This is a genomic window from Nocardia sp. NPDC004711 (genome assembly GCF_053601595.1).
In genome coordinates this window covers 20,832-43,221 of record NZ_JBSGCB010000012.1, presented here as the reverse complement: position 1 = coordinate 43,221, position 22,390 = coordinate 20,832, and the positions used below count along the sequence as shown (strand labels likewise).

The 22,390-nt window shown below is 69.6% G+C and carries 21 protein-coding genes; 14 read left to right on the top strand and 7 right to left on the bottom strand.

What is annotated here, in order from left to right; genetic code table 11:
- Nucleotides 1-120 precede the first annotated feature (120 nt).
- Together miaB and ACWEKS_RS13840 are read left to right on the top strand one after the other, a co-directional pair.
- The gene (gene miaB, locus ACWEKS_RS13845; RefSeq protein WP_452340397.1) at nt 121-1,758 is read left to right on the top strand and encodes a tRNA (N6-isopentenyl adenosine(37)-C2)-methylthiotransferase MiaB; all 1,638 of its coding nucleotides are present in this window, start codon (nt 121-123) and stop codon (nt 1,756-1,758) included.
- A gap of 315 nt (nt 1,759-2,073) precedes the next feature.
- On the top strand, nt 2,074-2,655 hold the full coding sequence (locus tag ACWEKS_RS13840) for an Rv2732c family membrane protein (protein WP_452340538.1): 582 nt from the start codon (nt 2,074-2,076) through the stop codon (nt 2,653-2,655).
- 70 nt (nt 2,656-2,725) lie between these two features.
- Here the strand turns inward: ACWEKS_RS13840 and ACWEKS_RS13835 are convergent, their stop codons facing one another.
- Nucleotides 2,726-4,132, bottom strand: coding sequence for an MFS transporter (locus ACWEKS_RS13835; protein ID WP_452340396.1), 1,407 nt, complete (start codon nt 4,130-4,132; stop codon nt 2,726-2,728).
- A 95-nt stretch (nt 4,133-4,227) separates the two neighbouring features.
- Here ACWEKS_RS13835 and ACWEKS_RS13830 point away from each other — a divergent pair, with 95 nt between their 5' ends.
- The gene (locus ACWEKS_RS13830; protein WP_452340395.1) at nt 4,228-5,241 is read left to right on the top strand and encodes a GlxA family transcriptional regulator; all 1,014 of its coding nucleotides are present in this window, start codon (nt 4,228-4,230) and stop codon (nt 5,239-5,241) included.
- A gap of 215 nt (nt 5,242-5,456) precedes the next feature.
- Here ACWEKS_RS13830 and ACWEKS_RS13825 read toward each other — a convergent pair whose 3' ends face one another.
- Nucleotides 5,457-6,902: a DUF349 domain-containing protein gene (locus ACWEKS_RS13825; protein WP_452340394.1), complete on the bottom strand. Its 1,446-nt coding sequence runs from the start codon at nt 6,900-6,902 to the stop codon at nt 5,457-5,459.
- A 174-nt stretch (nt 6,903-7,076) separates the two neighbouring features.
- On the opposite strand from ACWEKS_RS13825, the gene ACWEKS_RS13820 reads away from it, so the two are divergent.
- From ACWEKS_RS13820 to dapF, 4 genes are read left to right on the top strand one after another with little or no spacing between them, the layout of a single operon-like run.
- Nucleotides 7,077-7,865: a hypothetical protein gene (locus ACWEKS_RS13820; protein ID WP_452340393.1), complete on the top strand. Its 789-nt coding sequence runs from the start codon at nt 7,077-7,079 to the stop codon at nt 7,863-7,865.
- A complete protein-coding gene (miaA, locus tag ACWEKS_RS13815; protein WP_452340392.1) occupies nt 7,862-8,794 on the top strand; it encodes a tRNA (adenosine(37)-N6)-dimethylallyltransferase MiaA in 933 nt (310 codons plus the stop codon). Before ACWEKS_RS13820 ends, miaA begins: the two co-directional genes overlap by 4 nt.
- The gene (locus tag ACWEKS_RS13810) at nt 8,791-9,606 is read left to right on the top strand and encodes a TrmH family RNA methyltransferase (protein ID WP_452340391.1); all 816 of its coding nucleotides are present in this window, start codon (nt 8,791-8,793) and stop codon (nt 9,604-9,606) included. Before miaA ends, ACWEKS_RS13810 begins: the two co-directional genes overlap by 4 nt.
- A gap of 5 nt (nt 9,607-9,611) precedes the next feature.
- Nucleotides 9,612-10,532 (top strand): diaminopimelate epimerase, encoded by a 921-nt coding sequence (dapF, locus tag ACWEKS_RS13805; protein WP_452340390.1) that lies wholly within the window; start codon nt 9,612-9,614, stop codon nt 10,530-10,532.
- Between the two features lie 8 nt (nt 10,533-10,540).
- Here the strand turns inward: dapF and ACWEKS_RS13800 are convergent, their stop codons facing one another.
- Nucleotides 10,541-11,662, bottom strand: coding sequence for an alkene reductase (locus ACWEKS_RS13800; protein ID WP_452340389.1), 1,122 nt, complete (start codon nt 11,660-11,662; stop codon nt 10,541-10,543).
- Nucleotides 11,663-11,722: 60 nt separating this feature from the next.
- On the opposite strand from ACWEKS_RS13800, the gene ACWEKS_RS13795 reads away from it, so the two are divergent.
- The 3 genes from ACWEKS_RS13795 to ACWEKS_RS13785 all read left to right on the top strand — a co-directional run bounded on the left by ACWEKS_RS13795 (nt 11,723) and on the right by ACWEKS_RS13785 (nt 14,862).
- Nucleotides 11,723-12,094 carry a MerR family transcriptional regulator gene (locus ACWEKS_RS13795; RefSeq protein WP_379383957.1) on the top strand — a complete coding sequence of 124 codons (372 nt, stop codon included), beginning with the start codon at nt 11,723-11,725 and terminating at the stop codon, nt 12,092-12,094.
- A gap of 42 nt (nt 12,095-12,136) precedes the next feature.
- Nucleotides 12,137-13,645, top strand: coding sequence for a GTPase HflX (gene hflX, locus ACWEKS_RS13790; protein WP_452340388.1), 1,509 nt, complete (start codon nt 12,137-12,139; stop codon nt 13,643-13,645).
- Nucleotides 13,646-14,478: 833 nt separating this feature from the next.
- Nucleotides 14,479-14,862, top strand: a complete 384-nt coding sequence (locus ACWEKS_RS13785; protein WP_452340387.1) for a VOC family protein — start codon at nt 14,479-14,481, stop codon at nt 14,860-14,862.
- A 213-nt stretch (nt 14,863-15,075) separates the two neighbouring features.
- Here the strand turns inward: ACWEKS_RS13785 and ACWEKS_RS13780 are convergent, their stop codons facing one another.
- Both ACWEKS_RS13780 and ACWEKS_RS13775 read right to left on the bottom strand, forming a co-directional pair.
- Nucleotides 15,076-15,741 (bottom strand): epimerase, encoded by a 666-nt coding sequence (locus tag ACWEKS_RS13780; RefSeq protein ID WP_452340386.1) that lies wholly within the window; start codon nt 15,739-15,741, stop codon nt 15,076-15,078.
- A gap of 117 nt (nt 15,742-15,858) precedes the next feature.
- On the bottom strand, nt 15,859-16,866 hold the full coding sequence (locus tag ACWEKS_RS13775) for a zinc-binding dehydrogenase (RefSeq protein ID WP_452340385.1): 1,008 nt from the start codon (nt 16,864-16,866) through the stop codon (nt 15,859-15,861).
- Between the two features lie 54 nt (nt 16,867-16,920).
- Between ACWEKS_RS13775 and ACWEKS_RS13770 the strand changes: the two genes are divergently transcribed.
- Entirely contained in the window at nt 16,921-17,697 is a 777-nt protein-coding gene (locus ACWEKS_RS13770; protein WP_452340384.1) for a helix-turn-helix domain-containing protein, read from the top strand.
- A 9-nt stretch (nt 17,698-17,706) separates the two neighbouring features.
- On the opposite strand, the gene ACWEKS_RS13765 is transcribed toward ACWEKS_RS13770, so the two are convergent.
- Nucleotides 17,707-18,564, bottom strand: a complete 858-nt coding sequence (locus ACWEKS_RS13765; RefSeq protein ID WP_452340383.1) for an aldo/keto reductase — start codon at nt 18,562-18,564, stop codon at nt 17,707-17,709.
- A 26-nt stretch (nt 18,565-18,590) separates the two neighbouring features.
- Nucleotides 18,591-19,385: a thioesterase family protein gene (locus tag ACWEKS_RS13760; protein WP_452340382.1), complete on the bottom strand. Its 795-nt coding sequence runs from the start codon at nt 19,383-19,385 to the stop codon at nt 18,591-18,593.
- A gap of 95 nt (nt 19,386-19,480) precedes the next feature.
- On the opposite strand from ACWEKS_RS13760, the gene ACWEKS_RS13755 reads away from it, so the two are divergent.
- The 3 genes from ACWEKS_RS13755 to ACWEKS_RS13745 all read left to right on the top strand — a co-directional run bounded on the left by ACWEKS_RS13755 (nt 19,481) and on the right by ACWEKS_RS13745 (nt 22,274).
- Nucleotides 19,481-20,107, top strand: coding sequence for a TetR/AcrR family transcriptional regulator (locus ACWEKS_RS13755; RefSeq protein ID WP_452340381.1), 627 nt, complete (start codon nt 19,481-19,483; stop codon nt 20,105-20,107).
- A gap of 114 nt (nt 20,108-20,221) precedes the next feature.
- Complete coding sequence (locus ACWEKS_RS13750) at nt 20,222-21,625, top strand: PucR family transcriptional regulator (protein WP_452340380.1); 1,404 nt, start codon at nt 20,222-20,224, stop codon at nt 21,623-21,625.
- A gap of 97 nt (nt 21,626-21,722) precedes the next feature.
- The gene (locus tag ACWEKS_RS13745; protein WP_452340537.1) at nt 21,723-22,274 is read left to right on the top strand and encodes a nuclear transport factor 2 family protein; all 552 of its coding nucleotides are present in this window, start codon (nt 21,723-21,725) and stop codon (nt 22,272-22,274) included.
- The last annotated feature ends 116 nt before the right edge of the window (nt 22,275-22,390 follow it).

Below are 22,390 nucleotides of genomic sequence, written 5' to 3'. Positions count from 1 at the left end.
AATGCTCGTCTTTGCCAGGGCGGCTCGAACTGTGGCAGGACTCGACACCCCCGCGTAACCAGCGATTGATGCTGCTGAGACCACCGTCGCCCGGTCGGACGATGATTCGCCGACAATTCCATGACCATCCGCCGGACCTGCCCGGGCGATCACAGGTCCGCCACGAGGACCCGGGTCACCCGGCGTGGACGGGGTTTATGGCCTGCGCCGGGCACCTATTACCCTGGTTGGGTGAATTCCCCGGCCCGGACCTACGAGGTACGCACTTACGGCTGCCAGATGAACGTGCACGACTCCGAGCGGCTCTCGGGTCTGCTCGAGGACGCCGGCTACGTCAAAGCCGTGGCCGGCGATACCGCTGACCTGGTCGTCTTCAATACCTGCGCGGTGCGCGAGAACGCCGACAACAAGCTGTACGGCACCCTCGGACACCTCGCGCCCATCAAGGCCGACCGCCCGGGCATGCAGATCGCCGTCGGCGGCTGCCTGGCGCAGAAGGACCGCGACACCGTGGTCAAGAAGGCGCCCTGGGTGGATGTGGTGTTCGGCACCCACAACATCGGTTCGCTGCCGGTGCTGCTGGAGCGGGCCCGCCACAACGAGCAGGCCCAGGTCGAGATCATCGAATCGCTGGAGGCGTTCCCGTCGACGCTGCCCGCCAAGCGCGAGTCGGCGTACGCGGGCTGGGTGTCGATCTCGGTGGGCTGCAACAACACCTGCACGTTCTGCATCGTTCCGGCGTTGCGCGGCAAGGAGGTGGACCGGCGTCCGGGCGACGTGCTCGCCGAGGTGCAGGCACTGGTCGAGCAGGGCGTGCTCGAGGTGACGCTGCTGGGTCAGAACGTCAACTCCTACGGCGTCTCCTTCGCCGATCCGGAGGAGCCGCGCGACCGCGGCGCCTTCGCGAAACTGCTGCGCGCCGCCGGAAATATCGAGGGTCTCGAGCGGGTGCGCTTCACCTCCCCGCACCCGGCCGAGTTCACCGACGACGTCATCGAGGCCATGGCCGAGACGCCGAACGTCTGCCCGCAGCTGCACATGCCGCTGCAGTCCGGTTCGGACCGTGTGCTCAAGGCCATGCGCCGCTCGTACCGCAGCGCCAAGTTCCTCGGCATCATCGAGAAGGTGCGCGCGGCCATGCCGCACGCCGCCATCACCACCGACATCATCGTCGGCTTCCCGGGCGAGACCGAGGAGGACTTCCAGGCCACCCTGGATGTGGTGCGGCAGGCGCGTTTCACCAGCGCCTTCACCTTCCAGTACTCCATCCGGCCCGGCACGCCCGCGGCGACCATGCCCGATCAGCTGCCGAAGGAGGTCGTGCAGGAACGGTACGACCGGCTCATCGCGCTGCAGGAGCAGATTTCGCTGGAGGGCAATCAGGTGCTCATCGGCTCGACCGTCGAGCTGCTGGTCGCCGAGGGCGCGGGCAAGAAGAACGACAAGACCGCGCGCATGTCCGGTCGCGCCCGCGACGGCCGGCTCGTGCACTTCCGCCCGCCGGTGGATCCGGCTCCCGGCAACGAGATTCGGCCCGGCGATGTGATCACCGTCGATGTCACCGGTGCGGCACCGCACTACCTGATCGCCGACGGCGAGGTGCGCACCCACCGCCGCACCCATGCCGGGGACGCTCATGAGCGTGGCGTTACGCCCAAGACCGCGCCGATCGGCGTCGGCCTGGGCCTGCCGAGCATCGGCGCGCCGGTCGTGGTGGAGACCGCGGCCGCGGGCTGCGGCCCGGCCTGCGGCGAGTAGTCCGGCCCGCGGCTACCGCGCCGGTCGGCGCCACCTCGGGTGGCGAATGGTGGGGTCGCTGTCAACTACGCAGCGTCATAGGGCAGGATCGCTGGGGTACGTGCGAGGGATCGATCCGTCACGGGTACTCCTCGCACACCGCCTGACCACATCCCGGCGCGGGAGCGCTAGCCGTCAGCAAGGATCTCGAGTGGTATGACCGAGCAGCAGCCCACCGGCCCGGACGAGCCTCGTGACCGGCCGGAGCATCCGGAAGACGAAGCAGCACAATCGGAACCGGCGTCGGAACCGACGCCCGAGGTGAACGAGGAGAGCATGCAGGCCGCCGAGAACAGTCAGGACTTCGAGCAGTTCCGCGCGGACCTCGAGGCCGTCGAACGCAAGATCGCCGGCGAGATCGACCCGGGCGTGCGCGCCATGGTCGTGGCCGGTTCGGTGTTCGTGCTGCTCGCCTCGCTGGTGCTGCCGCACGCGGGCAAGACCCGCGGCTTCGACGTGCTGTTGTACGACACGGTCGCCCAGGCCGACCACATCGGCCTGCCCTCGCGGGTCTTCGTCTGGTTCGTCGTGGTGTTCGGCATCGGGTTCTCGGTGCTGGCGCTCATCACCCGCCGCTGGCTGCTGGCCTGGATCGCGGTCGCGGGGTCGGCCATCGGCAGCGTGTTCGGCGTGCTGTCCATCTGGCACCGCCAGACCCCGGGCCTCGGCAACTACCACGGTGCGGGCCCGGGCATCGGCCTGATCGTGGCCACCATCGCCATCATCGTGCTGACCTTCCACTGGGTCCGGGTGGTGTGGGCGCGCACCTCCGTGCAGCTGGCCGCCGAGGAACAGCGCCGCCTGGCCGAGGCCAAGGCCGAGGAACAGCAGCGCCGTCGCCTCTTCGGCGAGGACTGAGCAATCGACCCAAGGCCCGGCGGCAACCGAATGCGGTTGCCACCGGGCCTTTTTCGTACCGCGGGTGAGGTCAGGCGGTGGCACCGTCGGGGCGGTAGGCGAGTCCGGCGACCGTGGCCGCCAGGCCCGCCGCCACCATGTACAGCCAGCCTGCGCGGAACTCGGTCATGGTGCGGTGGGCGGCGTCGCCGAGGATGGCGGTCAGGATGGCGACGCCGAGGGCGGAACTGGTCTGGCGGGCCATCATCAGGGTGCCGGAGCCGAGCGAGATCTGGTCGGCGGGCAGCAGGGTCGAGGCGCCGAACAGCGGCGGTTGCAGCAGCGCGGTGCTGGCCCCGGCCAGGATCGCGCCCGGAACCATCATCACCGCATAGGAATTCGAGAAGCCGCTGGCCAGCACCCACCAGGCGCAGCCCAGCGCGATGGCCGCCCCGCCCAGCGCCGCCGAGGCGCGCGCCCCGACCAGCGCGACGAAGCGGCCGGACAGTGGTGACAGCAGCAGGCAGCTGATCGGCATGGCCGCTACGCCCAGGCTGGCGCGCAGGGTCGAATACCGCCACTCCTCGGTCATGAACAGCGTGGCCTCCAGGATCATGGCGGCGAAGGCCAGATAGTAGCAGAAGACGCCGAGGGTGGCGGTGCGGAACAGGCGGTGCCGCAACACGATCGGGCTCACCACCGGGTCCGGGTGGCGGCGGACGTGGCGGACGAACAGGGCCGTCAGGGCGAGGGCGGCGACCAGACAGCCCAGGGTGCTCGAGGCGGTGTAGCCCCAGTCGGTGGCCTGCACGAACACCGTGGTGAAGGCGGCGGTGGCCCCGAGGATCAGCGCCGCGCCCAGCAGGTCCAGCCGCCGGTTGGCACGCTGCTGGATATCGGGCAGCACGCGCAGCCCGAAGGCGCAGGCCACCACCGTGAACGGCACGTTCAGCAGGAAGATCCAGCGCCAGCCGGCCTGCAGCAGCAGTCCGCCGATGACCGGGCCGCTCGCGCCGCCCGCCGCGGCGATCGCGGTCCAGATGCCCATGACGGTGGCGTGCTCGCGCTTCGGGAACACCGGCAGCACCAGGCCGAGCCCGGTCGGGATGAGCAGGGCGGCGGCCGCGGCCTGCAGCACGCGGGCCACGATCAGGACGGCCAGGTTCGGAGCGAGACCGCAGGCGATGGACGCCAGCCCGAAAAGCGCTATGCCGAGCAGGAATCCGCGTTTGCGGCCGGTGTCGTCGGCGAACCGGCCGGCCGGAACCAGCAGGGCGGCCATGACGATGGTGTACGCGTTCAGCGTCCACGACACCGCGCCTGTCGAAGCCTGGCCGAAGGACTGCTGTAGCGCCGGGAAGGCGACGATGACCGCGAACAGATCCAGGATGGCCAGGTACTGGGCGATCGCGGCAATCGCCAGCACCCGCCATCGGCGCGGGTCGGGAGCCGTATCCGGTTGGGGGAGTGCGGTTGTGGCGTCGGTCGTCGTGGTCATGTCTTCGACTATGCGAAGCGGCGGCACGATCCACGAGTGGCAGGAATGCCACACTGCGCTAGATTTCTGACACGCTGCGGCGCTAGATTCGAGTCATGGAATCGACCGGTCCCGGAACCCTGGCCGTCGCCGTCGCACCCGGCATGCCGATCTTCGAGGTGGCCATCCCGTACCAGGTCTTCTACGAGCCGCCCCTCGGCGTCGACCCCGCCGCCTGGTACGACTTCCAGCTCTGCGGCCCGCGCGACACCCAGCACGCCACGCTGCGAGATCCCTTCGTGGCCTTGACCGATCACGACTACGACGACCTGATCCGCGCCGACACCGTGATCGTCCCGTCCACCCCGAACGTCCGCGAGGACCCGCCCGCCGACCTGGTCGAGGCGGTCCGCGCCGCCTACCAGCGCGGCGCCCGCATCGCCTCCCTGTGCACCGGCGCCTTCGTGCTGGCCGCCGCGGGCCTGCTCGACGGCCGCCGCATGACCACCCACTGGCGGCACATCGCCGCCCTGCGCGAGCGCCACCCCCACCTCGACATCGACCCCGGCGTGCTCTACATCGACGACGGCCGCATCCTCACCAGCGCCGGCACCATGGCCGGCATGGACCTGTGCATCCACCTGATCCGCAGGGACCTCGGCGCCGGGGCCGCCAATGCCGCCGCCCGCTACCTGGTCGTGTCCCCGCACCGCGCCGGCGGCCAGGCCCAATACCTGCAGTCCCCGGTGCCCGCCCAGCCCACCGACACCGGCCTCGCCACCACCCTCGAATGGGCCCTCGCCAATCTCGAACACCCCTTGACCGTCGCGGACCTCGCCGGCCATGCCAACCTCAGCGAGCGCACCCTGGCCCGCCGTTTCCACGCCGAACTCGGCGGCACCCCGCTCCAGTGGCTGCTCACCCAACGCCTGATCCGAGCCCGCGAACTCCTCGAACTCACCGACCTCCCCGTCGACGTCGTCGCCGCCCGCTGCGGCCTCGGCACCGCCGCCAACCTCCGCACCCACTTCAACCGCGAAGTAGGCCTCCCCCCGAGTGAATACCGCCGCTCGCACCGCCCCACCCGCCACGAGATCGTCACCGAACCCGCCCCGGCCCACCTCAACTGAAGCCCCGGCCGAGGATGGCCGTGCCAGCGCACCAACCATGGTGGGCCACAACCAGATCCGGCATCGGCTCGCCGGAGGGAGTTCAGGGCCGGCTGTGCAGGTGGTCACCGGGTGCGCGATCAGCTCTTCGCGACTCGGTGCGATGCACCGAGCCTGATCACGACCGCACCCGGAGTGCTGATCGCCTGGGCCACAAGGGAACCCAGGCGGTCGGCTCAGCGCTGGCTGACCGCGCCCTCGGCGGCCTCGGCCCACTCGCGCCACTGCTTGGCCTGCTCCAGGGCCTTCTCCGCGTCGCGGGTCTTGCCGGCGGCCTGGGCCTTGGCGGCCTGCTCCTCGAACTGGGCGACGCGCTCGCGGAATTGGGCGGCGCGGGCCATGGCCTCGGGGTCGGTGCGGCGCCACTGGGCGTCGACGGCCTCGCGGACCTTCTTCTCGATGGCGCGCAGGCGCGATTCCAGATCGTGCATGCGCTCGCGCGGGACCTTGCCGATGGCGTCCCACTTCTCCTGCAGCTCGCGCAGGGCGCTGCGGGCAGAGTCCAGGTCGGCATCGGGGTTGATGTGCTCGTAGGCGTGCAGCAGCGCTTCCTTGGCGGACGCGTTCTCCTCGAACTCGTGGTCGCGTTCGCTGGCGGCGGCATTGCGGGCGGCGAAGAAGACGTCCTGCGCGGCCTTGAACCGACGCCACAGCTGCTCGTCGGCCTCGCGCGGGGCGCGGCCGGCGGCCTTCCACTCGGTCAGCAGGTCGCGGAAGACGGCCGCGGTGCCGGACCAGTCGGTCGAACCCGACAGCTCCTCGGCGCGGACACAGAGCTCTTCCTTACGGCCCTTGGCGGCGGCACGCTCCCGGTCGAGTTCGGCGAAGTGAGCGCCGCGGCGGCGGTTGAAGGCCTCGCGGGCCTTGGAGAAGCGCCGCCACAGCGCGTCGTCGACCTTGCGGTCCACGCCGCGAATGGTCTTCCACTCGTCCAGGATCTCCCGCAGCCGGTCACCGGCGACCTTCCACTGGGTCGAGTCGTTGGCGATCTGCTCGGCCTCGGCGGCCAGGGCTTCTTTGCGCTCGGTTTGCTCGTGCCGGGTGCGTTCCTTCTCCTCCTTGGCGTGCGCGGCCGCTTCGTCGGAGTGTTCGATGATGGCCTGCAGCCGGGCCGTCAACCCATCGATATCGCCGATGACCGCGGCCGTTGGCAATGTTTCGGCAATCGCAGTGGCGGCGGTCTTGGTCTTGCGGGCATCGGTGCCGGCGGCAAGTCGGGCCTCGAGCAAGGCGACCTCGGTGGCCAGATCGTCGTAGCGGCGGCCGAAGTGGGCCAGACCCTCGGCGGCGTCACCGGCCTGCCAGGAGCCGATGACACGTTCGCCGTCGGCGGTCTTCACCCAGGCGGTGCCGTCGTCGTCGACCCGTCCCCACTGGCTAGGGTCGCTCACGCTCGGTACGACGACCGGATGCGGATGGTGTGCCGCCGCGCCGGGCGTGGGTTTGACGGCATGGGGTTTCGGGGATTCGGGTTTGCGGCGCGGGCCCCCAGGACGGGGTGCGGTGGCGGCCGCCGGTGATGGCTCGGCGCCCTCGCTCGGGGTGGGCATCGGCGCGCCGGGCTTGGGCGTCGGGGTCGACTCCGGGTGGGTAGCCTTCTCGTTTCCGTTGTTGTCGGTCATTGCTCCTCGTCCCTGCCGCGCGTCACGGCTGCCTGGTTACGCCCTAGCTCATCGGTCTAGCTCATCCCATTCAACCAGGCTGAGATGGGAAATGCTGTCTTTGAGCCCGCTTCGGCGGCGCGGCGATCGGTGGGGGTGGGGCTGGTGAGGTGCGTTAGCGCTACGGTTGTCGGCGTGTTCTGTGTTGCGTCACTGGTCCCTTCGCCGCCCGTGCTGGTGCCCGAACTCGGGGGCGCGGCCGGTGCGTCGGCCGAAGGAACGGTCGCGGAGCTGCGAGCTGCGGTGTTGCGGGCCGTGGGGGAGTTGGCGGCCCGCGCGTCGCGGTGGATCGTGGTCGGCGTGGCGGAGCCGGAGGAGGGTTCCGGCGGCCGCGATTCCGGCCGGGTGATCGGATCCGATGCGGTGGGCACATTCCGGGGATACGGGGTGGACCTGTGTGTCGGTTTGTCTGGGGTGGTTGCCGAGCGTGTCGCGGACCCGATGCTGCCGCTGCCGGCTCTGATCGCGGGCTGGCTGCGCGAGCAGGTCGCGCCGGAGGCCACCGCCGAATGCCGTCTGATCTCGGCCGATGCCTCCGCCGACGAGAGCCTGAGCTTCGGCCGGCAGCTGCGGGCCGACCTGGACGCCGAGCCGGAATCGATCGCCGTGCTGGTCGTCGGCGACGGCGCGGCAACCCTGTCGCTCAAGGCCCCCCGGTATCTGGACGAGCGCGCCGCGGGCGTGCAGGAGGCCATCGACCGGGCACTGAGCGCGGGGGACCGGCAGGCCCTGGCCGCCCTGGACACGCGCCTGTGCGCCGAGATCGAGGTGCAGGGCCGTCCCGCCTACCAGGTGCTGGCCGGGCTGTTCGCCACCGATCCCGCCGACCCCGACGTCGAAACCCTCTACGCCGCAGCCCCGTTCGGCGTCGCCTACCACGTCAGCGTGTGGCGTCCGCGTGAACCCGGCCGAGCCGTCACATGACCCGGCCCATCGCCGTGGTCGGCCCCACTGCCACCGGGAAATCCGATCTGGCCCTGGATCTGGCGCAGCGGCTCGACGGCGAGATCGTCAATATCGACGCCATGCAGCTCTACCGCGGCATGGACATCGGCACCGCCAAACTGCCGGTGCCCGAACGCCGCGGCATCCCGCACCACCAGCTCGACGTCCTCGACATCACCGAAACCGCCACCGTCGCCTCGTATCAGACGGCGGCCCGCGCCGATGTGGAGGCCATCATGGCGCGCGGGCGCACCCCGGTCATCGTCGGCGGCTCCATGATGTATGTCCAAGCGCTGCTGGACGATTGGGATTTTCCGGCCACCGACCCGGAGATCCGCGCCAAATGGGAGGCGGTGCTGGCCGATCGCGGCACCGTCGCCGTGCACGAGGCATTGAAGCGGGCCGACCCCGTGGCCGCGCAGACCATCCTGCCCACCGACGGCCGCCGCATGGTGCGCGCGCTGGAGGTGGTGGAGCTGACCGGTGAGCCGTTCGCCGCCTCGGCGCCCCAGATCGGTGAACCACGGTGGGGGACGCTCATTATCGGTGTCGATCGCGACACGGCCGAACTGGACGCCCGCATCGAGGTGCGCACCGCGACCATGTTCGAGTCCGGTCTCGTCGAGGAGGTCGAGGGCCTTGTCGCGCTGGGCCTGCGCCACGGCCAAACCGCCCGGCGCGCCATCGGTTACGCGCAAGTCCTCGATTTCCTGGACAATGAATACGAGCTGAACGAAGCTCAGGAGCGCACCTTCATCGGCACCCGGCGCTATGTCCGGCGACAACGTTCGTGGTTCCGTCGAGACCAGCGGGTGCGATGGGTGGACGGCGCGGATCCCGCCTTGGCGGACACCGCGCTGGCCCTCGTCAACTCCTCACCGATGAGGGACGAACAGGAACCCCAGTGACGCGTCGCGCGAACACTCGCACCGCGGCGGTTCAGGTGTGGCAGGCCTACCTGACCACCCGTGCTGCCCGGATCCGGGACAATCGATTCCTGGTGCAGGGCATGCGGCCCATCAGCCGCGCGCTCGAATGCCGTTGGCCGCTGGAGACTCTCGTGTACCGGCTACCCGAGCCGTCGCCGTGGGCGCGGCAGGTGCTCGATTCCAGTGGCGTGCCCAGTGTCGGGCTGGTGCCGGAGGTGATGGCCGGGCTGGCCGAACCCAGTGAGCCGGTGCCGGAACTGGTGGCGGTGGCGGTGACCCAGCGGCCCGAGCTGGAGGATTTCGCGCCGGGCACGCCGGAGGATCCGGCCACCGTGGTGGTCATCGACCGGCCCGCGTCGGCGATCCGGCTGGGGGCGCTCATCCGTTCGGCGGCGGCGTTCGGGGTGGGCGGGGTGATCGTGACCGGTTCCGGCGTCGACCACTACGACCCGCAGAGCGTGCGTGCCTCCGACGGTGCGCTCTTCGCCGTCCCCGTGCTGCGCGCCTCGGGCCCGGCGCAGGTGGGCGCGTTCCGGGACCGGCAGCGGGCCCGCGGCGTCGCCACCCGTCTCGTCGGCAGTGACGACCACGGCGGCCTTGCCCTCGACGACGCCGAGTTCGACGGCGGCACCGTCCTGGTCCTGGGTGACGAGAGCGAATCGCTCGCGCCCGGCTGGCGGCAGGTGTGCGACGAGCTGATCTGCATCCCGACCGACGGCACCCTCGGTGCGCCCTCGGCGGCCGCGGTGGCCCTCTACGAAATATCCCGGCAGCGCCGGGCGCTACGGTGAGGACTATGACGACCGAGAACAGCGCCGCTGACATCGAATTCAGCAAGGGCCACGGCACCCAGAACGATTTCGTGGTGCTGCCGGACCCGGACGCGTGGCTGGAGCTCACACCGTCCCGGGTCGCCGCGCTGTGCGACCGGCAGCGCGGGCTCGGCGCGGACGGGGTGCTGCGGGTCGCGCGCGCGGGCGCGCTGATCGAAACCGGCGTGCTGGCCGCGCTGCCCGAGGGCGTCAGCGCCGGGGACTGGTTCATGGACTACCGCAATGCGGACGGATCCATCGCCGAGATGTGCGGCAACGGGGTGCGCGTGTTCGCGCATTACCTGGTCGCGACCGGGATGGAGCAGAGTGCGGAATTCGTGGTCGGTTCGCGCGCGGGCGCGCGGCCGGTGGTGGTGCACCACGCCGATCCCGTGCACGGCGAGGTGACCGTGGCCATGGGCCGGGTGAAGACGCTCGGCATCTCGACCGCGACCGTGAGCGGACGCGAATTCACCGGCCTCGGCATCGATGTCGGCAATCCGCACCTGGCCTGCGTGGACCCGGAGCTGACCACGGCTTCGCTCGCGGAACTGAACCTCGAGCAGCTGCCGGGCTTCGACCACACCCTGTTCCCGAACGGCGTGAACGTCGAGATCCTCACCGCGCTGGCCGTCGGCTCGGACGGTGAGCGGGGCGTCGACATGCGCGTCTACGAGCGCGGCGTCGGCGAAACCCGCTCCTGTGGAACGGGAACCGTGGCCGCGGCGGCCGCCGCCCTGGCCCGCGACGGCTTCGACCTGGCCTCCGATGTCGGGCATGTGAAGGTCCGCATTCCCGGTGGCGTGGTGACCGTCGGTATCGAGAACGGGGCGGCCTGGCTGCGCGGCCCGTCGGAGCTGGTGGCGACCGGCCGCATCGCGGCCAAGTGGTGGCAGGACGCCTGACCCGCTGATCACGCCGCGGTGCTGCTGAGCGCCGCGTCGGCGGCGGATTCGAGTGCCGGGTAGTCGGTGTAGCCCTCTGCGCCGCCGACATACATCAGGTGTGCGTCGCGCACCGGGTTCAGCGGCGCACCGATCCGCAGGCGGTCCACCAGATCCGGGTTGGCCAGGAACGACCGGCCCAGTGACACCAGGTCCGCGCCCGCGGCGAGCAGCGCACGGGCCGCGGCGGCGCCGCCGTCGGCGGGCAGCGGGACGCCCCAGCCGAGGTTCGGATTGGCGATCAGCGTGGTCGGCCACAGGCTCCGAATCTGCTGGAGGAGCGTGCTTTCCGGGTCTGCGAACACCACGTGCAGGTAGGCCGGATGGCGCTGCGCGAGCGCCGCGACCAGTGCCGGGTACAGCTCGCCGGTATCGGTTTCGGCGATGCCGTTGACGGTGACGCCGGGTGCGATCCGCACCCCGACCCGCTCCGCGCCGATGGCCGCGATCACCGCGTCCACCACCTCGAGGGTGAACCGGATCCGGTTCTCGATCGAGCCGCCGTACGCGTCGGTGCGGTGATTGGTATTGCCCGACAGGAACTGGTGCAGCAGATAGCCGTTGGCGCTGTGGATCTCGACGCCCTCGAATCCGGCGGCCACCGCCTTGCGGGCGGCCGTCGCGAAATCGGCGATGGTGTCCTGGATTTCGTCCTCGGTGAGCTCGTGCGGAGTCACCGCCTCCTGCCGGCCGGACGGTGTGTGGATGGTCTCCGGCAGTGGGATCGGCGAGGGTGCGACCGGGGTCAGTCCGCTGTTGTCCGGGTGCCCGACCCGCCCGCCGTGCTGGAGTTGCAGGAACATCCGCCCGCCCGCGGCCCGCACCGAGTCGGTGACGCGCCGCCAGCCGGCGAGGTGCGAATCGGTGTAGAGGGCCGGGATGTTCGGGTAGGTCAGCCCGGCCGGGTTCGGGGTGGCCGCCTCGGCGATGATCAGTCCCGCTCCCGCGCGCTGCGTGTAGTAGGTCGCCATGAGCTCGGTGGGGGTCCCGTCGGCTGTGGCGCGATTGCGGGTCATAGGGGCCATGACCAGCCGGTTCGGGAGTTCCAGGTGACCGATCCGGCCGGTGCTGAAGAGGTCCGTGTTCGTCATGCCCGTAAGGTAGAACCTGACATTGATGTGAGGTGCAAGCCTCGGAATCCGGAGTGCCGCATGCGAATCGGTGAGCTGGCCAGACGCACCGGCGTGAGCGAACGATCGCTGCGCTACTACGAGGAGCAGGGCCTGCTCGTCGCCGCCCGCACCCCCGGCGGCCAGCGCGACTATCCGGACCTCGCCGTCGACCGCGTCATCCATATCCAGGAACTCTTCGCCGCCGGCCTCAACAGCAAGAAGATCTTCGAGATCCTGCCCTGTATGCGCGACACCGACGGGGGCGCCAACGAGCGAGCCACGCCCGAGCTCGTCGACGAGTTGGTCGCCGAACGCGATCGCATCGACCGCACCATCGCCGACCTGCTGCGCTCCCGCGAAGTCCTCGACGATGTCATCTCGCGAGCCGGGGAACGCTTCGCCGCGAAATAACCGAATGCGGTCGTTCGTTGGGACGTGGGAACATGGAGGTGTATGAGTAAGCCAGAAACGTATGAGTTCACTCCCGCCGAAGACCTCGACGAGGAGATCAACGACGCCCCCGAGACCGGCCGCAACGGCTGGTCGGCCGCGCCGACGGTAGGTGAACTGCAGCTCGAGGACCGGAGCGCCCTGCGCCGTGTCGCGGGTCTGTCCACCGAACTCACCGACGTCACCGAGGTCGAGTACCGGCAGCTGCGCCTGGAGCGCGTGGTGCTGGTCGGCGTCTGGACCGAGGGTACGGCCATGCAGGCCGAGGCGAGCATGGCCGAGCTGGCCGCGCTGGCCGAGACCGCCGGTTCGGAGGTGCTCGACGCGATGATCCAGCGTCGTGACCGCCCTGACAAATCCACCTATATCGGCTCCGGCAAGGCCGAGGAGCTACGCGCCATCGTTCTCGAGTCCGGCGCCGACACCGTCATCTGCGACGGTGAACTGACCCCCGCGCAGCTGACCGCGCTGGAGAAGGTCGTGAAGGTGAAGGTCATCGACCGCACCGCGCTGATCCTGGACATCTTCGCCCAGCACGCCACCTCGCGCGAAGGCAAGGCACAGGTCTCGCTCGCGCAGATGGAGTACATGCTGCCGCGGCTGCGCGGCTGGGGTGAGTCCATGTCCCGGCAGGCCGGTGGTCGCGCCGGCAGCAATGGCGGTGTGGGTCTGCGTGGTCCCGGTGAGACCAAGATCGAGACCGACCGTCGCCGCATTCGTGAGCGAATGGCCAAGCTGCGCCGCGAGATTCGCGAGATGAAGACCGCCCGCGACACCAAGCGCGCCAAGCGTTCGGAGAGCGGCATCCCGCAGGTGGCCATTGTCGGCTACACCAACGCGGGCAAGTCGTCGCTGATGAACGCGCTGACCGATGCCGGAATCCTGGTGCAGGACGCACTGTTCGCCACCCTGGATCCGACCACCCGCCGCGCCGCCCTGGAGGACGGCCGCGAAGTGGTGTTCACCGACACCGTCGGTTTCGTGCGCCACCTGCCCACCCAGCTGGTCGAGGCGTTCCGGTCCACCCTGGAAGAGGTGACGGGCGCCGACCTGCTGCTGCACGTGGTCGACGGCTCCGATCCGCTGCCGGATCAGCAGATCAAGGCGGTCCGCGAGGTCATCACCGACGTGCTGCGCGAGTCCAAGCTGCCCGCGCCGCCGGAGTTCCTGGTGGTCAACAAGATCGACGCGCTCGATCCGCTGGAGCTGACCCAGCTGCGCGGCTGGCTGCCGGACGCGGCCTTCGTCTCGGCCCGCACCGGCGAGGGTCTCGACCAGCTCCGTGACCTCCTGGGCCAGATCCTCGGCGGCCTGGATGTCGAGGTCAGCGTCCTGCTGCCGTACACCCGCGGCGACCTGCTCGCCCGCATCCACGCCGACGGCAAGATCCTCAGCTCCGAACACGAGGAGTCCGGCACCCGGGTCCACGCCCGCGTCCCGGATGCTCTCGCCGGCCAGTTGACCGAGTTCGCCCACGCGGGCGGCTCGCCCAACGGCTCGCAACCCTCCTGACCCGCCCGGCCGGAGGTACCCGACTACCTCCGGCTGTGGCGTGTCCGGCGTCATCGCCGGGGCTCAGCTCCTCGCCTGTCGCCGCTCCGCACGGTGCCGCCCCGCCCGTGCGCGGCGAGTAGCGGAACTCCTGATGTCTTCGACGAGGCAAGCGGCGAGCAATATTCCGCCCAAAACGGTCATCAGCGACAAAACCCAAGCATCCCAAGGCATTACGACTCCCACTGTTTCTTCGGATTGCGAATGAACCTGCGGTCGAATCTGATTTGCTGACGCTCTGTGATAAGTAGACATCCAAACGTGTTGCCGGAGTGAGTCCCTCGCTGACATTTCACGAAATGCGATGAAAGTCCGTCTCGGCGGTGTCCGCGGCGGACATTTCCCTGATAGCGACGCTAAGAAATGACTGAATTGACGGTCTCTCGCATGGATTTCGGGAACTTCATGCGCGGAGTACGTGCAGACGCACATCAGACGCTCCTCGCCGCCGCGTTGTCGGAGACGAACACCCGTCCACCGCGCTGCCCAGCGCGACTCGACAAGCATCCACTTTCGCTGATTACCCGTGTCGAACGGTCCGCGTTCCGTACTCGGCCGCTTCTTGGTTCGGGTGCGGATCAGCGTCGACAGGCGGTGGTCACCGCGACCCAGGCGATGTCGTCGCGGGCCGCCGGCGCGGTGGTCGGGGATTCGGAGGCGTCGGGAGCGGACGCGGACCTGCCAGAATTGCTGTGTGGCCGCCATCGGGTTGACCATGCCGGAGATGCGCAAGGCTCCCGCCCGGCGGAGGCGGCGGTGGCGGCGCCCGGCACAACACGATCAGGAGAAGGACTGTGAGTGTTCACCTCAACCACACCATCGTCCGCTGCTCGGACAAGCAGGTGTCATCCCACTTCTACGCCGACATCCTCGGCCTCCCCGCCCCCGTCGTCGCCGGACCGTTCCTCATGGTCGTCCTCGACAACGACGTCTCCCTCGACTTCGCCGACAGCGGCGGCACCCCGCACCCCCAGCACTACGCCTTCCTGGTCTCCGAGCCAGAGTTCGACGCCATTCACGCCCGTATCAAGGACCGCGGCCTCATCTGGTGGGCCGACCCCCACCACACCCTCGAGGGCGAGATCAACACCCATGACGGTGGGCGCGGACTCTATTGGAACGACCCCGACGGCCACGGACTGGAGATCATCACGGTGCCCTACGGCGGCTTCCGCTGACGACCGGTCGTGTGTGGCGCTGCCGACCGGGCCCTCGGGCCTACCGCCCGTCGGCAGCGCGGTCGGCACGCACGACGAATGGCGCATCGTGACCACGGAGTGCAACAGCCGATCCGACCGCCGCCGCTGACATGGCGGCGGTCGGATCGAGGGCGTCGTCGACCGCCGAAGTCGTGGCCTCGCGAGGCAACTGGTCAGGGCTGACGCTCTCCGTTACGACCTGGCGTGCGCAGAGATCTGCCGGGGCGTGAGGACGTGGCTGTCCGCTCCGGAGGCTGCGATGGTGATCATGGCGCGACCGATTTCGCGATTGTCGTTGAACGCGTTCGGGGCCAGCCGCTTCAGCAGCGGGATCAGTGGGCCTGTGACCGCGTACGCGGCGCGATACAGCGGGGTCTTGGAGATCACGCCGTCCACGGGCTGGACGAATCCGGGGCGGAACATGTACGCCTGGAAGGGAAGTGCGAGCAGGTCGTTCTCGGTCTTTCCCTTCACTCGCGCCCACATCGAGCGGCCCTTCTCGCTGCTGTCGGTGCCCTGGCCGGAGACGTAGACGAATGTCAGCTTCGGGTTCGCGGCCGCCAGCGTGCGACCGACCTTCAGGGTCAGGTCATAGGTGATCCGGCGGTAGTCCTCCTCTTTCATGCCGACGGAGGAAACACCGAGGCAGAAGAAGCAGGCGTCGAACTCCGGCAGCTCGCCGGCGATCGCGGAGAGATCGGACGGGTCGGGCTGGACCAGCTCGCGCAGCTTGGGGTTCTCGACACCGAGCGAGCTGCGCCCGACGGCGAGGACCTGCTCGACCCGAGCGTCGCGCAGGCACTCGTTGAGAACCCCGTGCCCGATCATGCCGGTCGCTCCGAAGAGGATCACCTTCATGCCAGGCATCTTGCCCCAGCGGCGACTGAATGGTGTGGACGTGCGGCTGGGTGACCGATCCGGGAGGGGAATCGGATCGAGCGCTGGCAGCCTGCCTGAACATCGGTGCGCGGCGGCTCAGGGCAGCATCACGACTTTGCCGGTGGCCTGGTTGTTTTCCATGTATCGATGGGCGGCGGCGATCTCGTCCAGGCGGAAGATGCGGTCGATGGTGGGGTGGTAGGCGCCTGATTCGATGTCGTGGATGATCCGTTGCAGCACAGGCGTTCCCGCGCCGCCCTCGCGGTTCTTGCTGTGGAAGGCCGTGAGTCTGGTGCCGGAGGGGATCATCGCGATCGGTTCGAAATCGGAGATGAGCCATCCGCTGAGCGAGCCCGACACACAGACCGTGCCGCCGCGCCGGATCAGGTGGAGCGAGTCCACCGCGGTGCGGGCGCCGACCAGGTCCAGGACGTAGTCCGGGCCGCCGGGCCAGATGGCGTGCACGCTCGCGGCCAGTGATTCGCCCTCGTCGATGAGCACATGGTCGACGCCGGTCGCGCGCAGGGCGTCGATCCTGCTGGGCTGCCGCGTCGTTGTCGCGGTCTCGAGGCCGTGGCCGACGGCGATCGACGCGGCGGCCATGCCCACCGAGGAGGTGCCGCCGCGAATCAGCAACCGGCCCTTGGCGTCCGGCTCGATTCCCAGCGCGTCGAGCGAACCCTGGGCGGTCAGGTAGGACTCGGGGAGGGCGGCCAGGATCTCCCACGGCAGGGTGGTGGTGACCGGCATCAGGAGGGAGTTCGGCAGGAGGGCGTACTCGGCGTAGCCGCCGTCGAAATCGCGGCCCATCTCGCCCATGACCGCGGCGACGGTCGTGCCCTCCGGAAGCGCGGGATCGGTGGAGGCGGCGATGATTCCGACGCATTCGATGCCGAGTACCCGCGGGAAGCGCACGCTGGGGGAGTGTCCCTGGCGGGTCCGCAGCTCCGACCGGTTGAGGCCCGCGCCCTTCACCTGCACCAAGCTCCAGCCCTCCCGGACCTCGGGGATCGGCAGCTCGCGGATGTCCAGAACCTCGGGGTCGCCGGCCCGGCCGCAGATCGCCGCTCGCATAGTCGTATTCACTCGCGTCATCGTGTTCATGCATCCACTGTCGACGACCGGCAGGCTGGCGGGCTACCGATAGAATGCCAAGCTATGCCCGATAGCCGCCAACCTCTCGAGTCGCGGCTGTGGCCGTCCGGCGGAGCCCACCTCTGGTCGTCGGGCGCGGCGAGTTCGGCCGATTCCCATTCGCGTGGGCACCTGGTGTACGCGGCGCGCGGCGTGCTGTCGGTGCACACCGAACGCGGCACCTCGATCGTCCCGGCCAATCGAATCGCCTGGACGCCAGCGGGATTCACGCACTACCACCGCGCGCACGGCCACACCGACATGCGGATCGTCTTCCTGCCGCCCGCGCTCGCCGGGCTGATACCGGACCATCCCGCCGTGTTCCTGGCCTCCGACCTGGCCCGCGAAATCGTGCTCGCGCTCACCGGCACCCGCGAGCACGACCGCGCCGCGCGCGCCCGCCTGCAACGTGTCCTCGTCGACGAACTGCGCGAAGCGCGCGAGCAGCCACTGCAACTGCCGGAGCCCCGCGATGATCGGTTGCAGGCCCTTGCGCGGATGCTGTACGAAAATCCCGGGGACAACAGCTCATTGGCGGATCTCGGCCGGGCGGCCGGAGCCGGCTCCCGCACCCTGAGCCGGCTGTTCCGCAACGAACTCGGCATGACCTTCTACGAGTGGCGCACCCAGGTCCGGGTCTATCACGCCCTCGTCCTCCTCGCCGACGGCCATGACACGACGCAGGTCGCGCACGCGTGCGGGTGGTCGAATCCCAGCGGCTTCATCACCGCTTTCACGGCCTTCGTCGGCACCACCCCCGGCCGCTATCGAATCGCCCACCAGCACAAGGCCGCTCGATAGCCGACGGGCTCAGACGTCCAGGCCGGCGGTGAGGGTGGCCGGGTCGGGGCCGATCCGAGTGCCCCGGTCGACGCCGTCGATGCGGGCCAGCTGGCCGGGCGTCAGCTCGAAGGAGAAGACATCGAAGTTCTCCCGGATGCGGGACGGGGTCACCGATTTCGGGATCACCACATTGCCGAGCTGCAGATGCCAGCGGATGATCACCTGCGCCGGGGTCCGGCCGGTTTCCTCCGCGATCCCGACGATGGCCGGATCCTTCAGATCCGCGCCCCGGCCGAGCGGACTCCAGGCCTCGGTCACGATGCGGTGCTCGGCGTGGAAGGCCCGCAGCTCGGTCTGCGCCAGGTGCGGGTGCAGTTCGATCTGGTTCACCGCCGGGGTTTCGCCGGTCTCGTCGATAACGCGCTCGAGGTGATCGCGGTTGAAGTTCGAGACGCCGATCGACCGGATCCGGCCCTCGGACTTCAGGGTCTGGAAGGCCCGGAACGTATCGACGAACCGACCGGCCTGCGCCACCGGCCAGTGAATGAGATACAGGTCCAGATAGTCCATTCCGAGCCGCGCCATGCTGGCGTCGAAGGCGCGCAGAGTGGAGTCGTAGCCCTGTTCGGAGTTCCACAGTTTGGTGGTGAGGTAGACCTGTTCGCGCGGCAGCCCGTACTCGTGGATGGCGCGGCCCACCTCGACCTCGTTGCCGTAGATCGCGGCGGTATCGATGCTGCGGTAACCGGTTTGGAGCGCCGCGGTGACGGTGTCGAACGTCTCCGCGCCGGCGACCTGGAACACTCCGAAACCGAGTGCCGGAATCACGTTTCCGTCGTTCAGGACGATCGACGGCACTGTGCCGCTGTCGCTGTGGAAGGTCATGCCCATCGACTATAGGGCCCGATCGGTCAGGGCTGCGGGCGCACGGTCAGGATCTGCTGGGCGTAACCGACCGCGCCGCGGACGTCGTGGAGAACGGTGCTGGTCAGCCCTTGCCCGGTGTGGCCGAAGGTGACCGTCGTATCGAGGCCGGTCCACTCGCCCTCCGGCTGCCGGTAGAGGTGGATGGTCAGGTCCACGTTCGGGAACATCCACTTGGTGGGCTCCTGCCGGACCGCGATGCCGTTGGCGGTGTCGACCAGTGCGATGTAGGAGGCGAGAGCCTCGGACTGCTCGCCCGCGACCAGGTCCAGGGAGGTGGTGATCCAGGCCGTGGTGCGGCCGGGCTGCGGGATACCGACCGGCCGGGTGTCGATCGAGGCGATGTAGCCGCCCGACCAGAGCGAACCGAGTTCCCAGGACTCCAGCTCATCGGGCGCGGGCAGCCGATCCGGTTCGCCGCCCGCGACGCTGTCGGTGTCCTGGACGCCCAGGAACCAGGCCCGGGCGCTCACCACGCTGCGGCCGCCGATGGTCACCGTGGCCTGCACAAGTTCGATGGTGCGGCCGGGCCGGACGGTCTCGACGCGAATCTCGAACTCCTCGAACCCGATCCGGCCGAGGATGTCGAAGCTGATGCGGCTCAACAGCAGACCCGGGCGATCGGCGCGGGCGCGCAGGATCTCGTGCACGATCAGGCCACCGACCGGGCTGAAGTGCTGTTCGTCGTCGGCCCACGCGCCGCCCGCATGGCGGGTGGGGACGAATCGGTGTTCGCCGACTCGCCGGAAGTAGCTGGACTCGGGTGCGCTGGTCTCCGTCACATTTCCCAACCTACGGGTCGAGTTTTGATCTGGCTAGTCGGTAAACCATCTTTATGGTCGGAACAACCGACCCGAGCGCCGCCTATGATCGAGCGATGACTTCGACCGTGGACGAGGACGCCGCCCCCGCCGGGCGCGCGGCACGCCGGCGTGACCGCCGCAAGGCGGAGATGATCGCGACCGCGCTGCAGATCCTGTCCAGCAGTGGCTATCAGGGCATGCGGTTCGAGGACGTCGCCGAGCGCACCGACATCGCCAAAGCCACGCTCTACCACTACTTTCCGAGCAAGGACGCGCTGGTGTCCGCGGCGCTGGAGAAGCTCACCGCCGACGTCCTGACCAGCCTCCGCGCGGCCCTGGACACCGCCGCCGACGCGCCGCCCGCCGAACAGCTGCGGGTCCTGATCGCGGCCCAGCTGCATGTGCTGACGGTGCTGTATCCCGAGGTCGGCAAGCTCTTCTCGTTCCCCGCCCCCTGGCCGAGCGAGCACTCCGAGGCCATCAAGACCATGCGCCGCCGCCACGACCGCCTCTTCCGCGAGGTCATCGACCGCGGAATCGATTCCGGCGCCTTCGACTGCCCCGACCCCTCGGTGGCCCTGCACTGCCTGCACGGCATCCTCAACCACGCCTCCATCTGGCTGCGCCCCGAGGCCGATCCGGACCACCGCACCCGCGATGCGGTGGTCGACGAATCGCTCAGACTGTTCCTTCGCGCCTGACCCCTCGGCGTTGTCGCGTCCCACTCAGTTGGACGGTTCGACCGATTCGTGATGAATTCGGCCGAGCGGTTGCGAATCTGAGGGATATCCCATCAGAGTGGAGGGAGCAGCGGGATGGAGCCTGCGCCGACCCCGAACCCGCTGCGACTGTCCGAGCTCGGTGCTGATTCGACCGCGGTATTGCGCGTCATCGCGCACTTCGACGATTTCGACGAGTCCGCCGCCAATGCCGACACGGTCGTGCGAGCCGCCGCGCTGCTGGCCGAATGCCCGGTCGGGGCGAGCTGGCCGTCCGGGACCGTGATCCGCTATGACGCCGCGGGCCGCCTGCTGCCCGCCACGGGCACGCCCGCCGACGCGGTCGGGACCGACCCCGCCGTCTGGCTGGAGCGGCAGGTGGCGCCGGCCGCGGCCGCCGCACGGAAATCCGACCGGCCGCGACGCAACGGTGCGACGGCGGCCGGACCACGAAATCGGCAGCGGGACAACATGATCACTGAGCCCTCGGGTCCGCACGGGCAACCTGCGGCCGCGGCGCATCCGCTGGACGGCGTGGTGCTGGATCGGCTGCGGCATTGTCTACGCGTGGTGTCGGTGCGGCAGGCGGCCAATCCGCTGCGGATGGATGATCCGGCTTTGCTGGAAGTGGTGCTGTCGGAGAAGGAACGGCGTGAGGATCGCGTGCGGGCCATGCGGTTGCTCGGGCTGGATCCGGCGCGGGCGACGCGGGTGCTGGCGGTGGCCGGGCCGGGCGCCGCGGCCGCGGTGCGGATCATCGGCGAGCACGTGCCGATCCTGCGGCAGGCCGTGATCGGGGCGACGACCGCGGTGCTGGTCCAGGATTTCGCGCCGCCCGGTGGTGCCGGGGAGCCCACACGTCGCCCGGCTGCCGCCTCGGACCGCTCGGTGCCGGCGGCCGGGAGCTCGGCGGTGCCGGTCATGACCGGGCCCGGGCGTCCGTCGATGGTCGACCGTGGGCTGTCGGACGTCTTGAATGCTGCTGTCGCGCAGTCGTTCCCGGCATCGCAGGCGGGCACCGGCGGGCCGTGGATCGGGGTGGGGGAGCGGTTGCCGGCCTTCGCGGCGGCCACCTCGTGGGAGCAGGCGCGCCGCGCGATGCGATTCGCGTCGTCGACCTGGCACGGACGGCGGGTGATCGCGTTCGAGCGGCTGGGGGCGCTGGAGCTGCTGGCGGATCTGCCGGTGCAGCGGCTGCTGGGGACGGCGGATGTCATGCGGATCAACGAGTTCGCCGCCACCGAGGCGGGAGCGCTGGCCGTCGACACCCTCGAGGCGTTCTGCGTCTTCGGCACCCTGCGGCGGACCGCGACCGAACTGCACCTGCACCACAGCACGGTGGCCGCGCGGATAGCGCAGGTCGAGGCGGTGATGGGCTGGGATGTGGACGAGGCGCTGGACCGGTTCACCGCCACCCTGGTGCTGACGGTCCGGCGCATGACGTTGTCCTCCGCGCAGTTGGCGGGCCGCATGCCGCCCGATCCGACAGGTGTCGGGTGAAGGCGGTGATACCCGCGACGGGCGGCGGGTGATCCGGGTCACGTCGTTCGGTGACGATCGGTGGGCACAACCGGTGCGGGAGAAGGAGATTCACACCATGGCGATTGTCGATCCGGCCAAGACCTGGGCGCTGCTCGAGCAGCGGCTGGCCGTCACCACCAACGAGCGCCACCGCCAGGTGCTCGGCATCGTCATCGAGCACATGAAGGCCGAGGCCGCCCCCGACCTGGACGGTCTGATGCGCACCCTGGTCGCGGAACCGGACTACCACTTCTGGAACGCGGGCCAGGATGTCGGACCGAAGGGGTGGGACACCGTGCACGCCTACTACTCGGCCTTCGTCGAGAGCAAGTCCAACATCCTGGAGTTCGAGCTGGACCGCCTGCTGGTGGACGACGACTGCGTGGTCACCGAGGGCTTCCTCAAGCAGATCTATCCGGGCGCCTACGCCGCCCAGATCGGCATCCCCGTCGACGATCCCGCCGCCGACTACCTGATCACCTTCCGCCAGCTGCTGCTGTGGCCGGTCGACGCCAACGGCCTGATCGTCGGCGAGGACTCCTACCACTCGGGCCCGGTGGAGATCCGCAAGCTGTCCTTCGACGAGCTGCCCAGGGAATACGTCGAACTCGTGCACCCGGCCGTCTGACAGCGGCGAGACTCGGCATATGGAAGGCGAATCGGACATGACGGACCTGTCAGTGGCAGCCCCGGCCGTGACGGCGGAGACTCCGGCGGTGTCGCCGGAGCAACCCCGGCGTCGCG